The organism is Candidatus Thermoplasmatota archaeon, from assembly GCA_018814355.1.
GTDB lineage: Archaea > Thermoplasmatota > Thermoplasmata > UBA10834 > UBA10834 > COMBO-56-21.
In genome coordinates this window covers 1-13,507 of sequence record JAHIZT010000134.1, presented here as the reverse complement: position 1 = coordinate 13,507, position 13,507 = coordinate 1, and the positions used below count along the sequence as shown (strand labels likewise).

The 13,507-nt window shown below is 57.4% G+C and carries 14 protein-coding genes; 9 read left to right on the top strand and 5 right to left on the bottom strand.

Annotation, left to right across the window (positions count from 1 at the left end; all coding sequences use genetic code 11):
- Together KJ653_10295 and KJ653_10290 are read right to left on the bottom strand one after the other, a co-directional pair.
- The coding region (locus KJ653_10295) for an aldehyde ferredoxin oxidoreductase family protein (protein ID MBU0686217.1) at positions 1–1,699 on the bottom strand (1,699 nt) is incomplete at its 3' end.
- A gap of 5 nt (positions 1,700–1,704) precedes the next feature.
- Positions 1,705–2,109, bottom strand: coding sequence for a 4Fe-4S dicluster domain-containing protein (locus KJ653_10290; protein ID MBU0686216.1), 405 nt, complete (start codon positions 2,107–2,109; stop codon positions 1,705–1,707).
- Positions 2,110–2,419: 310 nt separating this feature from the next.
- Here KJ653_10290 and KJ653_10285 point away from each other — a divergent pair, with 310 nt between their 5' ends.
- The 9 genes from KJ653_10285 to KJ653_10245 all read left to right on the top strand — a co-directional run bounded on the left by KJ653_10285 (position 2,420) and on the right by KJ653_10245 (position 10,576).
- Positions 2,420–2,746: a hypothetical protein gene (locus KJ653_10285; GenBank protein ID MBU0686215.1), complete on the top strand. Its 327-nt coding sequence runs from the start codon at positions 2,420–2,422 to the stop codon at positions 2,744–2,746.
- Positions 2,747–2,791: 45 nt separating this feature from the next.
- Positions 2,792–3,553: a tRNA (adenine-N1)-methyltransferase gene (locus tag KJ653_10280; protein ID MBU0686214.1), complete on the top strand. Its 762-nt coding sequence runs from the start codon at positions 2,792–2,794 to the stop codon at positions 3,551–3,553.
- Positions 3,554–3,631: 78 nt separating this feature from the next.
- Positions 3,632–3,871, top strand: a complete 240-nt coding sequence (gene purS, locus KJ653_10275) for a phosphoribosylformylglycinamidine synthase subunit PurS (GenBank protein ID MBU0686213.1) — start codon at positions 3,632–3,634, stop codon at positions 3,869–3,871.
- Between the two features lie 9 nt (positions 3,872–3,880).
- A complete protein-coding gene (gene purL / locus KJ653_10270; protein ID MBU0686212.1) occupies positions 3,881–6,214 on the top strand; it encodes a phosphoribosylformylglycinamidine synthase subunit PurL in 2,334 nt (777 codons plus the stop codon).
- On the top strand, positions 6,211–7,041 hold the full coding sequence (gene purQ, locus KJ653_10265; GenBank protein MBU0686211.1) for a phosphoribosylformylglycinamidine synthase subunit PurQ: 831 nt from the start codon (positions 6,211–6,213) through the stop codon (positions 7,039–7,041). The genes purL and purQ overlap by 4 nt, the downstream gene beginning before the upstream one ends.
- Before the next feature lie 20 nt (positions 7,042–7,061).
- Entirely contained in the window at positions 7,062–7,967 is a 906-nt protein-coding gene (locus tag KJ653_10260) for a hypothetical protein (GenBank protein ID MBU0686210.1), read from the top strand.
- A 104-nt stretch (positions 7,968–8,071) separates the two neighbouring features.
- The gene (locus tag KJ653_10255) at positions 8,072–8,416 is read left to right on the top strand and encodes a YkgJ family cysteine cluster protein (GenBank protein MBU0686209.1); all 345 of its coding nucleotides are present in this window, start codon (positions 8,072–8,074) and stop codon (positions 8,414–8,416) included.
- A 408-nt stretch (positions 8,417–8,824) separates the two neighbouring features.
- On the top strand, positions 8,825–9,745 hold the full coding sequence (locus KJ653_10250) for a helix-turn-helix domain-containing protein (GenBank protein ID MBU0686208.1): 921 nt from the start codon (positions 8,825–8,827) through the stop codon (positions 9,743–9,745).
- Positions 9,746–10,576, top strand: coding sequence for a hypothetical protein (locus KJ653_10245; protein MBU0686207.1), 831 nt, complete (start codon positions 9,746–9,748; stop codon positions 10,574–10,576).
- A gap of 163 nt (positions 10,577–10,739) precedes the next feature.
- On the opposite strand, the gene KJ653_10240 is transcribed toward KJ653_10245, so the two are convergent.
- From KJ653_10240 to KJ653_10230, 3 genes are all read right to left on the bottom strand, one after another.
- Positions 10,740–11,084 (bottom strand): hypothetical protein, encoded by a 345-nt coding sequence (locus KJ653_10240; protein MBU0686206.1) that lies wholly within the window; start codon positions 11,082–11,084, stop codon positions 10,740–10,742.
- 130 nt (positions 11,085–11,214) lie between these two features.
- A complete protein-coding gene (locus KJ653_10235; protein MBU0686205.1) occupies positions 11,215–11,697 on the bottom strand; it encodes a CBS domain-containing protein in 483 nt (160 codons plus the stop codon).
- 99 nt (positions 11,698–11,796) lie between these two features.
- The gene (locus KJ653_10230; protein MBU0686204.1) at positions 11,797–12,975 is read right to left on the bottom strand and encodes a cation:proton antiporter; all 1,179 of its coding nucleotides are present in this window, start codon (positions 12,973–12,975) and stop codon (positions 11,797–11,799) included.
- Positions 12,976–13,507 lie beyond the last annotated feature (532 nt).

Below are 13,507 nucleotides of genomic sequence, written 5' to 3'. Positions count from 1 at the left end.
GGCCCTTCGGCTTCCCGTCCGGCAGGGGCTCCTTCTCCATGCGCTCCGGGAGCGTGTCGTCCTTGCGCGTGAACCCCTCTCTCACGTTGAAGGCCCTGGTCAGGTTCCAGATCCTCCGGCCCACCTTCCTGAGGTGCTCTTCGTCCGCCTGGACCCCCGTGACCGCGGAGTAGTACTTTGCCATGTTCTGGAAGCTCACGCTGTAGAAGTCGCAGAAGATGAAGCTCCACTTCACGCTCGTCCTCGTCTGGTCCTCGACACATATTGCCGCCTTGCCATCGGGGTTCCACGGGTCCTGGCTGCCGTAAGCGTCAGCCGCCACTGGCCACGCCCGCAGGTGGCACGCGCCCCTGTCGGATGTGGCGTATGCGAGTGCCATGCCTATGGTCCCTCTCGGATCGTAGGCGGGATACTCAAGCCCCTTGACCTCGACCGTGAGCTTCTCGGCGCCCTTGCCAATCTTCTTCGCTGCGCGCTTCGCGCCGTCCGCGAGGACGTTGCCTATCGCCTGCCTGTTGGCAATCATTGTGGGCATCTTCGAATATGCCTCCTCGTTACCGAACTTCAGGTCGAGCCCGCCAGTGTCCTTCTTGGTCAGGACGCCCTTCTCGTACAGGTCCATGGCGAGAGCAACGACGTTGCCTGCCGAGATGGAATCCAGCCCGAGCCTGTCGCAGTCCTCCACGAACTTGACAATGGCCTCGATGTTCTTGATGCCGCAGTTGGAGCCGCAGAGCCCGAGCGTCTCGTACTCAGGACCTTCTGTCGCGGCGCCCTTGAAAATCCCTTTGTTGACCTTCGCATAGCTGCCGCAGGCGATTGCGCAGTCGAAGCACGCCTTCTTGCGGACGAATACACGGGACTTCAAGGCCTCCGAATCGATGCCCTTGGAGTCCTCGAACACACCCGTTCGCCAGTTCCTCGTGGGCAGGATGCCGGCATCGTTGCTCATGGCGACGATGATCGGCGTTCCGTCCGTGATCATCCCTGCGTGGTCGGGGTTCTCGACGACGTCCTTCAGGATCATCTCCTTGGCCATCTTCGTGAACTCCTCGATGTTCTGCACTTCGACGCCCATGGAGCCCTTCACAGCGATAGCCTTCAGGTTCTTGGACCCGAAGACAGCACCAGTCCCTCCCCTCGCGGCGTTCCTTGTGAGGTCGCTCGTGACGCTGGAGATGAGCCCGAGTTTCTCGCCTGCGGGGCCGATGGCGGCCACCCTGGCGAACTTGTGCCCGACCTCCTTCCTGATGAGCTCTTCGGTCTTGTAGGTGTCCTTGCCCGTGAGGTTCTTCGCGTCTCTAATCTCCGCCTTGCCGTCCGTAATCCACAGGTAGGAGAGCTTCTTTGCCTTCCCCTTGATGATAACGCCATCGAAGCCAGTGTACTTCAGCTCTGAGCCGAAGAAGCCGCCGGCGTAGCTGTCCAGGAACGTGCCCGTGAGCGGGGACTTCGTTACTATGACGTACCTCCCGGTCAGCGGAGTCATTGTCCCCACGAGCGGCCCGGTCCATATCGACAGGATGTTGTCGGGCGACAACGGGTCAGTTCCGGGCTTCAGCTCCTCGAACAGGTATTTCGCGCCCAGGCCCTTGCCGCCTATGAACTGCTTCGCCCACTCCTTGTTAAGGGGCTCGGTCGTGATCTTCTCGTTCGTCAGGTCGACTCTGAGTATCTTACCTTGGTAACCGTCTCCCATCTCAATCACCTCTTCAAGACGCCCTTGGGGCAGATCTCGACGCACTGCGGCTTTCCTCCGCACAAGTCACACTTTATCGAATAGGATCCTGACGGGTCGAGCCAGCAGCCGTTGTACGGACATGCCTCGACGCACGCTCCGCATGCGGTGCACAGTTCCTTGTCTACGTAGTATGTACCTTGTCCCTCGTCCAGCTTGAGCGCCTCGACGGGGCAGGATTCCACGCACGGGTGCTCGTCGCAGTGTATACAGTAGTTCAGCTTGTACTCTCCCGGCTCCGGGAATTGGTCCTCGACGTTGACGCGGGATTGGCTCGGATCGAACTTGCCAACATGCGTCGCAGAGCACACGAGAGCGCATAGCTGACAGCCAGTACACTTCTCCATGTCCGCCTTCAAACCCTTGCTCACCTATGTTCCCTCCCTGATGAATAACCGTTCTTTGACAAGACTTGGCAGTTAGAGACAGATGCATTCACTTTCTGAAAAAGCTGTGATGATCCCCTCTACCAAGCCCCCCTACGGGACGGAGATGTGATTGCGGACGGCGTATATAGACGTTGCCGGCTTCGGACTCACGAGCCAGATATCCCGTTTCTTTACAATTCCAACGGCCAGCCGCAGTGGTCGATATGCTCTCTCGGACCTATCGGATGGAGCTCAGGACGGACATTATTTAAATAATATAAAGTCGATTAATTATGCGTGAAGGAGCGAAGGGATGGACGCAGTTCTCCTCGTCGGGATGCTCAGCCTCGCGCTGCTCTTGTTCATCGTGGTGCTGCTACTGATATTGAGAGCGAGACACGCATCAACCGTTCATCCGCCTCTGGTCTCCGGCCCTGGCTATACGCACGATCCGAGGCACGCCGATTATTATAGACCGAATTCAGATACAAATCAGAGAAAGCCCGCTCTGAAGGAGGGGAAGCCGAGGCGGAGCGACCCGCGGGAGGTGCCATTGCCGAAATGTCCCCATTGCGGGGCCGCGGTGGGTTTTGGAGAGGCGCAGTGCGTCAAGTGCGGATACCTGCTGAGACCGATCTGATTTTCGCAAGTTAGTTATACGCGCCAACGCTACCTTTCGGAAGACATGATTCCCGAAGGCACTCGCCTGCTGCTGGTAGACCAGAACGGAAAGAAATTCGTCGTCAAGGCGGCCAAGCACATGATAGAGGTCGGGGGCCTAGGGGTAGTGAGTGGCGAGGCGCTCTGCAATTCCTCATTCGGCGACAGTTTGGTGATCGGTGGACGACAGTTCATAATCTTGAAGCCCAGCGTCAAGGACCTTCTCGGGATAATAGAGCGGAGGGCACAGGTCATTATTCCAAAGGACAGTTTCATGATACCCTTCTACCTCGACATCGGGCACGGAAGCAGGGTAATCGAGGGCGGCGTGGGATCTGGAGCGCTCACGGTGGTCCTTCTGAGAGCCGTCGGCCCGTCCGGAAAGGTCTACTCCTTCGAAACGAGGAAGGACTTTGCCGACATTGCTAGACGCAATGTCGCGCTCTCCGAGAACGAGTCCGCATGGGAGCTGAAGATAGATGACATCTGCACCGCGAAGCTTGAGCAGGGAGTGGACGCTGCGGTCGTGGACATCCCGAACCCTTGGGATGCGGTCGAGAACATCGTGAAGGCGCTCAGGGCAGGCGGGCACATTTGCTGCTATGTCCCTAATGCGAACCAGCTCGAGCAGGCCGTCAGGAAGATGCGCGATGTGGGGCTTGCGGAGACGATCGCTTTCGAGACTCTGCAGAGAGAGATGGTCGTGCACGAAGGCGGCGTGAGGCCGAGCTTCGACATGCTCGGGCATACGGGTTATCTTGCTTTTGGAAGGAAGATGCGCAGCTGATTCTCCTACGCTGCGTCGCTGGCATTCCTCAAAAGCTAAGTATTCGCTTGCCCAATCTCCCAGACAGGTGACCACGGGATGGCTATCGCAGAGGTCAGGGTCGAGCTGAAGAAGGGGGTGGCCGACCCTGAGGGCAAGAATACTCTTAAGGCGCTCGAACTGCTTGGGTTCGAAGGGCTGAAGGATGTCAAGACCGTGAAGGTCTTCGACATCCTCATGGACGAAGACGCTGGGGAGGCAGAGAAGAAAGTGGACGAGATGTGCAGAAAGCTTCTTGCCAACCCCGTGATACACAACTATTCTATCAAGATCAAGTGAGGGACCAGGATGTCAACTGACAGGTTGTACATTCGACGGGAGGTCCCTTTCGAGCTTGTGGATATCGACCTAGAAGGCGCGAGCGACGATGACCTTCAAGAGCTGAGCAGGGAGAGCGGGACCGGCCTCTCTCTCGAGGAGATGCATCGAGTAAGGAAGCACTTCAAGGACAAGGGCAGGAACCCTACGGATGTGGAGTTCCAGTCGCTCGGCCAGGCCTGGAGCGAACACTGTTGCTACAAGAGCTCGAAGGTCTTCCTGAAGCAGTACGTGTTCGGCATCAACAACCGGCAGGTCATCGACCGAGGCGACGCCGGAGTCATGGAGTTTGACAAGGATCATGCTTATGCTCTCAGGATAGAGAGCCACAACCATCCGAGTGCGGTGGAGCCGTACGGCGGTGCCGCCACGGGCATCGGCGGGATCATCAGGGACGTCCTGTGCATGGGCGCTCAGCCGATCGCGCTTGTGGACCCGCTCTTCTTCGGACCGTTGGACTATCCTTTCGAGAAACTCCCGCCCGGGATAAAGCATCCGAAATACCTTTTCGGAGGCATCGTCGCAGGCATACGGGATTACGGGAACAGGGTCGGCCTTCCGACCATCTCAGGAGGCGTCTGGTTCGATGAGAGCTATGTCGGCAATTGCCTCGTGAACGTCGGCTGCGTCGGCATCGCGGAGAAGAAGGACATCCGAAGGAACGCGGTGAAGGGTCCTGGGGATGTCCTCGTCCTTGTCGGCGGCAGGACCGGAAGGGACGGCATACACGGAGTCACTTTCGCATCGGCAGTGCTGACGAAGGAGAGCGAGACCGAATCGAGAGGGGCAGTGCAGCTCGGGGACCCCATCATGAAGGAGCCTGTGATACACGCCCTCCTCGATGCGAACGAGAAGGGGCTCGTGAACGGCATGAAGGACCTCGGAGGCGGAGGACTGTCGTGCGTCGTCGGCGAGATCGCCCTTGCTGGAGGCTGCGGTGCCGAGGTGGACCTGTCCAAGGTCCCGCTGAAGGAGGAGGGGTTGGCGCCTTGGGAGATATGGGTGTCCGAGTCCCAGGAGAGAATGATGCTCTCAGTGTCGCCAAAGAACGTGGACGAAGTCCTGCACGTGTTCAGGCTCTGGGATGTTCCCGCAACCCCGGTCGGCAAGGTAATGCGTGAGAAATCTGTGAGACTCTTCTTCCAGGGCGAGAAGGTGTTCGATCTTGAGCTGGAGTTCCTGACGGCCGGTCCGGTCTACTGCAGACCGTGCAGCGTAGAGAGATCGAAGAAGAGGAAGGCGGAGAAAGTACCCAAGGTCAAGGAGAGGTACGACAAGGATCTCCTGAAGCTTCTCGCATCTCCGAACATATGCAACAAGGACTGGGTTATCAGGCAGTACGATCACGAGGTCCGAGGGAACACCGTCATCAAACCGCTTCAGGGAAAGCTGGGCCACTCGAGCCACGGGGATGCAGCCGTGTTGAAGCCCGTGGAAGACTCGTTCAGAGGACTCGCGATCGCGACCGCATCGAACCCGTTCGCGGTCGGCACCGACCCGTACCGCGGGGGGAAGATCTGCGTCGACGAGATGTGCAGGAACCTCGCGGCCGTTGGCGCCAGACCTCACTCGTTCACGAACTGTCTGAACTTCGGAAACCCGGAGAAGCCTGACAGGCTCTGGCTGTTCAGGGAGGCGGTGAGAGGCATGGGCGAGGTCGCGAAGACGCTCAACATCCCGACACCGTCCGGCAACGTCAGTTTCTACAACGAGGCCTCATCGGGAGCTGTTCTGCCGACGCCGACCCTGCTCGGCTGCGGCATCGTCCGGGACGTCAGGAAGTGCGTCACCTCCGACCTCAAACGAGAGGGCAACACGATTGCCATCGTCGGAGCCACCCAGCCGGAGATGGGGGCGTCGGAGTACTACAGGCAGACCAAGAGCAATTCCAGGAAGGTCCCGGATGTCGACATCGGCTCGCTGCGGGCGGGCATAGACGTGGTCATCGGCGGGATCGAACGCTCAGCGATCGTAGCATGCCATGACATCTCGGACGGCGGCCTCGCGGTCGCACTGGCTGAGATGTGCATCGGAGGAGACATCGGAGCTGAGGTCGACCTCACCAGGATGGAGAAACTCAGGTCAGATGTGCGCCTGTTCTCCGAGAGCAGCAGCCGATGGGTTGTCGAGCTCAGGAGCGGCAAGGAGAAGCAGCTGCCCAAGGACAGGAGGACCAGGATCGTCAGACTCGGGTCGGTCAGAGGCTCCTCCCTCAGGATGACCGCGAACAAGACCCTGGTCGATCTCGATGTGGGGGAGCTTGCCGAAAGCTTCAACTCGACCCTGTGGAGGCTGGTAGGATGAAGGCGAGCCAGGCTAGGGTTTGCGTGCTCCGGATAGAGGGCACGAACTGTGAAGAGGAGATGTTCCTTTCATTCAAGAGACTGGGAGCAAGGCCGGAGAAGGTCCATTTGAAGCAGCTCACGGGCACGGACGTCTCTCAAGAGGAGAAGAGGTCGCTCTTCGACTACCACATACTCGCACTCCCCGGGGGTTTCTCAGCGGGTGACTACGTCCGCGCGGGCGCGATCATGGCGGCGAGGATGAAGAGCAGGCTGTCGAAGGATCTCGTGGACTTCATCAAGTCCGGCAAACCCGTTCTGGGAGTGTGCAACGGGTTCCAGATACTCGTCGAGACTGGGCTCCTGCCAGCGATGTCAGGCATCATGTCGGAGTATCCGGAGGCAGTCCTGGGCACCAATGATTCAGCGAGATTCGAGTGCAGGCCTACGCTACTGAAGAAGGTCAACAGGGGGAGCTGCGTCTTCACCTCAAGAATATCGCCTGAGAAGATATCGCTCATCCCTTCTGCTCATGCCGAGGGGAAGCTTATGTTCCCACTTGACAGGTCGAAGCAGATCGTACGTGAGCTCGAGGACAACGACCAGATCGTGTTCAAGTACGTCGACCCGGAGGGGAAGCTGGCCGGATATCCTTGGTGCCCGAACGGAGCGACTGACAACATAGCTGGCATATGCAACCGTGAGGGCAACGTCTTCGGGCTCATGCCCCATCCGGAGAGAGTGTTCTTCAGGTTCACGCATCCTGACTGGACTAGGGAACCAGACGGCCCTGGGGATGGAAGGGCGGTGTTCGAATCGGTCATGGAGTACGTAACCAAGAAGCTGTGAGTGTTCGAAGAGGAACTGGGATGCCAGACAACAAAGAAGGCGAATCAGTGCACGCGCCCTTAATCCCTCGATACGTGGTCAGCATGGCCGCATTCGTTTGTGCAGTGGCCTTGGCATCGATAGCGATTCTAGGACCCCTGGGCACTGGGACGATCCATTACAGAACCTCCCAGTCCGGAACATGGCAAATCGAAGGAGGAGACCTGGTGAACCTGCTGCTCATCACGCCGATTCTGCTGATTGGCGGGGTCCTCCACTTGCTCAGAAGGGGGAGCTCGAAGTACTTCTTGATACTCACTCCAATCGTATTGATGTATACGGGAATGACAATTGGGATTGGCCAAGAATGGAGCAATCCCTCATACACCGGCAACGTAGAGAATTACTTCTGGCTCTACCTGATCCTCGTCATTGGCGGGCTCATCCTGCTAATCGCCAGCCTGTCCATGTTCACCGAGAAGGATGCTCCGGCCTTCAAACCCAGAAACCTGCGGATCTACGTCGGGGTCATGGCCTTGTTCCTCCTGATGTTCGCCGCAATGTGGACTTCCGAGATCTCTCAAGTAGTCTCAAGAGGAGACACTTCATCCGGGTCTTACAAGGAAGCCCCGACCCTGTTCTGGGTCATTAGGTACTTCGACTTGGGAATCACCATCCCGCTCGGATTCCTTGCGTTGTTCCTGCTGCTGACGAGGCCGGAGAGAACATACTCCACGGTTCTCCTATTCTTCGGATTCTTCATCACCCTCGGAAGCGCTGTCAACTCAATGGCCTGGATCATGTACGTCAACAACGATCCGGAGTTCCAAGCCGGAAGTTTGGTGATCTTCTCAGTGCTGGGAATACTGTCCTGGGGAGGCCTCCTGTATCTTGTGAAAGACAAGTTACGATGGCCAACCTCGATGCGTACGTGGCTGCGCAACTGACGAACGGGAATCTAATCCGACTCGTCCCAAGATTTAACTATGCTAATGACCTCGGAGACTCGATGCGCTGCTCCCATTGCGAGAGATGTTGCGAGGATACAGAGATGGAACTCTGCAAAGCGGACATCGCACGGTTGGAACGCCGTGGCTACAAGAAGGAGGATTTCTCGCGTCCGGGGACCGACGGAGTACCGAGGCTGCGCAATGTCGGCGCATACTGCTTCTTCTATGATCATGATCGGAAACGGTGTAGAGAGTACGCCCGTCGACCGCTCGGATGCGTCATCTACCCAGTCAATCTGACGGTCGATGGGGAGGTCGTCATTGACAGGCTGTGCCCTGAGGGTGACACACTAACGGCAGAGGAAAGCGAAAGCAAGGGCCAACGCCTCCGCGCGTTACTTGATACAATACACCTAGAAGCATGTGAATCATTGCGACCACCTTGATGCTCCGAATAGTATGATCGGAATCGTTTCATGGTTCCCGCTCCTGGCCTTGGCATCTCCTCATCTATCGCCTTTCCAACTTGAGTTTGAATCCACACCAAGGATCCGAGGGCTCCCCGCACGCATAGACCGCTCCATTCTTAGGCTTATCAGGAATCATCATAAACTCAAAATTACACTGATTGGTCGTGGAGGCAGATGAACTCGTCAGATTCAGAGAGGTTCATGATCGCAACAGGACATAAATCGTCACAAGGGACAGACGGGGAGCATGGTGATTGTAGGAGTGGTGATCAAGATGTTCCCGTCGTTGAGACTCCTTCTGTCGACGTGAGAATTCCGAATCCGCATAGGAATGTGCAATTACTGATAAAACATATATATAACGAACATCAATTGTTGCTCAGAATGTACGCCCTCAACAAGAACGAACTCAGGACGTTCAAGGCGATATGCGATGGTGCCAAGTCGACGGCAGACGTAGCGAAGGCCTTGAAGGTATCCGCAATTTCCGTCTACAGGGCAGTTCAATCGCTATCGTCAAGCAAGATGATTGAGGCCAGACGAACGGGCAAGAGACTGCTGCTCTCTCCCAGCCCACATGGTCACTCGAAAGCGTTGGCTGCGTACTTGGAGGGAAGCGAACGCCCGATCGATCCTCTGATTGGCTCGAGGCTTCTTGTGCTCCTTTCCGTCTCCAGCAGCCCGAAGTCACTGGACAGAGTCGCGGAAGAGGTGATGCTGACGATCGAGTCGGTCCGAAGGATCGCCTGGGCCCTCAAGGGTTTCGGTGCCATCCGCCAGCATAAGAGGACGATATCGATCCCTCAGCAGGATACTGCGCTGGTGAGGTTCCTACTGGACTTCTCGAAGGGCGCCTGCGCGGCGATGCTGGAATCCATAGCACCTACGGGAACGGTTCTCTGGAGCGAAGGACTCGAATTCATATTCTCTTCGCGATCGCCCGTGAACGCTCGCGGTGTAACTGAGACCGCGATTACCGCCATGTCAAAACGCGGTCTTCAGTTCATTTCGGACACGAGGTACTACCACTGCGCCTACTGGAGACCGAGATTGAGGAAGGAGGACATCGCCCTCCATCAGATCCTCATTGACCCGAACAGTACGAGGAACATCTCCTACGGCCTCTTGTTCCTTATGAAGGAGGGGTACTATCCATCGTACCTTGCGAAGCTGGGGGATGCGGTAGGCGCAGGTGCGCTATCCAGACAGGTTGCTGAATACCTGAGAGGTGAGGTCGTCGAAAACCCGCACTTCCCGAGCGAATCAGACATGGCACAGTTGCGAACTCAATATGGGGTGGACTGAATGGAGAGCTCGCAGATAGGGCGCGAAGAGGTCCTATCCGTACTGAGGAAGGTGGGGGAAATCTGCTCCAAACGGATCGCAGTCTATCTCATCGGCGGAGGAGCCATGGCCCTGAGAGGCGAGAAGGATGCCACCAAGGATCTCGATCTGGTGCTGGAATCTCAAGATGATGCTGATGAGCTGAAGAAGGCTCTCGAGAGGATCGGCTTCGGTGTCGATGCGAGGCGTCCGGACGAGTGTCGTGCATTGGTGGACGCGGCGATACTCTCGAAGCCAGCTGGATTGCGGGCTGACATCTTCGTGGGGAAGGTCTGTGACATGCTGCGCTTCTCCGAAGGAATGAAGAGTCGGGCGGTCCTCGTCGACGAGTTAGGCAAGGTCATCCTATTCATGTGCTCGAGGGAGGACATCTTCCTTCTGAAGAGCGTCACTGAGAGGACGAGGGACCTCGACGACATGATGAGCCTGTTCAGAAGGGGGCTGTCCAGGGATACCATCCTGGGGGAATGCGATCTCCAGAGTGCCCTCGCTGGATTCCGAGAGAGCCAGGTCCGGGAAGCGTTCCTGCTCGTCAAGATCGAGGAGATGGAGAACAGGTATGGGATCAGCATCCCCTGGAAGAGAGCACTGAAATCCAGGGCAGAGATCAAGATGGGCGCACACCAGCTATTGAAAAGGATTGACAGAGGCACGCTCTCCGTCACCAAGCTCTCTGAAGAAACGCGTGAGCCACCCGAATTCACAAGGAGATGCCTTCGCTACCTCGAGGAGGTAGGCGAGATTAGGATTGACAGGAAGTCAAGACCTTATCGGATCATCCCTAAGAAGTAATCCCAAGAAGACGTGATTCATGGCCCGGACCCGGATTATGGCCCGGAATCTACCGGTGATTAAAGGTGGATGCTTTACTTACCGGTACAAAATGAATGGGCCTCGAACTCCGTTCCCGTGCTAGTAGGAAATGCTTTCGCCATTCCGTCCCTATGTTCTTTCCTCAAATGAAGGAGCGGGTCCAACCGGGCCTGAGTAGTTCGAAAGCCAGTCTGAGACGAACTGATTTCATCTTGTCGAGAAGTCCCATCAGACCACCGTTAGGGCGTGCTATCCACGAGCGCGATGTCAACTCCCTCGCCCTAGAAAGCCATCGGACCTCTCTCGTGATGGGGTCCGACACGGGCATCCAGCAGCCGGCCATGAGGCTGTCGTCCTCGGCGTCTATGTCCTTTACCTGCGCTCCACCGGGCGCTACGAAGAACGGTCCCACCGACTTCTCCCTCTCCCAATCCCCAGGTGGGACGAGGCGCACAGTCTTGCCTATGAAGGTGATCTCTGTGTCCATGACGCCCTCGAGCGGCTTGATGTAGTTTCTGAAGAATGCGTCCAGGTGGTTCTTGCTCCCTGACTGCTCCGTGAAGAGATGACCGGCCAGGGCGAAATGAGGACGAGGGAGTGATTCCGGAGTCTTTGAGCTATTTGTGCTCCGGGATCAGGTGCTCCATGAGGTCCTGCCGCGAGACGATGCCGACAAGCGTCTTGCCATCGACGACTGGAATGCTCCTGAGCCCGAACTCCACCATGTACTCGACGGCCTTCTCCAGGGAGTCATCGGGCCAGACTGTGACCACTGCCTTCCGAGATATGTCCTCCACATTGGTCGCGAACATGTCCCAGAAGTCCCTCCGGGAGAAGCTCTGCCCGGGGCTGAATATCCTCATGAAGTCGAGCTTGGTGACGATCCCGACGAGCTGATTCCCCTTGACCACTGGGAAGGCGTTGTAGTCGTACTTTTTGAACAGGCTCCAGAGCATCTTCACGCTCGTCTCCTCGGTCACGGTTACGACGTCCTTCGTCATGACGTCCCGAATCCGGAGATCCCTTATCCTCCTCTGCGGTCCTTCGGTTCCGTGGTCCTCCTGATCCCTTCTCTGGCCCTTCTCCGTCGCGCGGAACACCGTGCCCACCTCCTGCCTATGCGTAGGGTATAGGACGAAGTCAGCAAGGCCTTTTCGATATGCGCCAAAGCCGGGCCCCCATCGGCCTCGCAGAGTGATCTAGGAGAGAGACTCCTGGCTGGCAGGCTTCTGCACTTTCGGCCACTTCGCAAACCATGCGACTGCCCCCGGGAGCAGGGCAGTGACTATCATGACGATCATGGCAAGGGCCAGGAGCTCGGGCGGAGCCCCGAGGGTCACGCCGAACTGTGCGATGATCAATGATATCTCCGCGCGTGGCACGAGGACTGTTGCGAGGATCAGCCTTGCGCGTGACGACATCCCCTTCTCGTTCCTCAGGACCAGCATCCCGGGCAACATCTTCGCGAACACCGCTATGGCGACCAGAGCAACGCCTATCAGCGCGACGGTGACTAGCTGTGCAGGGTTGATGAGAAGCCCGACGCTCGTGAAGAAGACGGCCATGAATATCGCCGTCACAGGTGCCATGTTGCTGGTGACCCGTGAACTCTGTTGCGTTGAGGCGACTATGCTCCCCGCGAAGAACGCGCCCACGAAAGGCGGAAGTCCAAGCATCGCGAACCCGAAGCTGATCAGCAGGCAGAACGAGACGGAGACCATGACCGTGCTGCTGGGGGAGTGCTTGTCCGTGAACCGGAGGATCCGAGGGAAGGTGAGGCGGCTCACAACGATGAGGAGCACCGCGAGCCCGACTATCGCCACCAATCCTGCGATGAGCACTAGTGGGGGCACGGACTCAGGTCCGGCCAGACCCACGGCAATCGTCATCAGCGACAGCGCGACCACGTCGTCGACGAGGATCGCCGCCGTCACGAGCTCGTAGCCTGACTCGTCCGTGAGCCCGAGGTCCACCATCAGCTTCAGGCCGAGCACCGTGCTCGTGGACGTGAGTATGAGCCCGAGGAAGATCGAGGATAGCATGCTCCAGTTGACGAGCAGGCCCAGGGCAAAGCCAAGGACGAACGAGAGGCCGACTCCGAGGCCAGCAAGCACGAAGGGCTTGGTGCCGAGCACCCCGAAGGTCCTTATGTCGAATGAGAGTCCTGAAGAGAACATCAGGAAGACCGCCCCAAGAAGAGCCAAGTCCTTGATGTCCTCCGACTTGACCACGAAGCCCGGGGTGAAAGGCCCAAGGGCGATGCCCGCGACCAGCATGCCCACGACCCGCGGCATCTTAAGATAACGGAACGCGGTCCCGCCAATCACCGCTGCGATCAAAACGAGCGCGAAATCCAGCAGAAGCGCGGGAGTCTCCATCTCGAAGGGTGTACCGACTCATCCTCAATAAAAAGCCTTGTTTCATCAAATGAGAATGGTTCCGACCGGGCTGAGGCCTCATAAATCCAATCAGCGCGGTTCGACTTCGATTCCTTAGGGATTGTGAAAGGCGCTTCCGTACTGCATTGTTGCCTCTCACCGGCAAATCGATTCGCCATCGCAACGAGCTACTATGACCAGTACTTGGATCATGACTAGTGCGCGCAGCCTGTTTCCACCCGCCACACAATTCTCGACCCACCCGCGTGGATGATTCTGGCAGCTCCGGGCTCCTTGCCGCAAGGTAAATCAATCGACGAGCTAGGAACCGTGTGTGAGCTCGAAAATCTGGCTATTTTCCACCTATGTAGAAGAGGCTTCCCGCATTCCTTGCTGCAGCCCAACTTGTCAATCAGTCACGAACCGGATAATGTAAGCTTCCTCAAGCTGGAGAATCCATTCTCTTGCCTTCTGAGTAGGCACGATTGGATTATGGTTCGAACATTAATCTGCCCATCAGAACCAAAATGTG

Excerpts from the sequence above, each read along its gene's own strand:
- KJ653_10250 (MBU0686208.1), top strand. The coding sequence starts at position 8,825 with ATGTACGCCCTCAACAAGAACGAACTCAGGACGTTCAAGGCGATATGC.
- KJ653_10255 (MBU0686209.1), top strand. The coding sequence starts at position 8,072 with ATGGAACTCTGCAAAGCGGACATCGCACGGTTGGAACGCCGTGGCTAC.
- KJ653_10260 (MBU0686210.1), top strand. The coding sequence starts at position 7,062 with ATGCCAGACAACAAAGAAGGCGAATCAGTGCACGCGCCCTTAATCCCT.
- purL (MBU0686212.1), top strand. The coding sequence starts at position 3,881 with ATGTCAACTGACAGGTTGTACATTCGACGGGAGGTCCCTTTCGAGCTT.
- KJ653_10280 (MBU0686214.1), top strand. The coding sequence starts at position 2,792 with ATGATTCCCGAAGGCACTCGCCTGCTGCTGGTAGACCAGAACGGAAAG.
- KJ653_10245 (MBU0686207.1), top strand. The coding sequence starts at position 9,746 with ATGGAGAGCTCGCAGATAGGGCGCGAAGAGGTCCTATCCGTACTGAGG.
- KJ653_10230 (MBU0686204.1), bottom strand. The coding sequence starts at position 12,975 with ATGGAGACTCCCGCGCTTCTGCTGGATTTCGCGCTCGTTTTGATCGCA.
- KJ653_10285 (MBU0686215.1), top strand. The coding sequence starts at position 2,420 with ATGGACGCAGTTCTCCTCGTCGGGATGCTCAGCCTCGCGCTGCTCTTG.
- purS (MBU0686213.1), top strand. The coding sequence starts at position 3,632 with ATGGCTATCGCAGAGGTCAGGGTCGAGCTGAAGAAGGGGGTGGCCGAC.
- purQ (MBU0686211.1), top strand. The coding sequence starts at position 6,211 with ATGAAGGCGAGCCAGGCTAGGGTTTGCGTGCTCCGGATAGAGGGCACG.
- KJ653_10240 (MBU0686206.1), bottom strand. The coding sequence starts at position 11,084 with ATGGACACAGAGATCACCTTCATAGGCAAGACTGTGCGCCTCGTCCCA.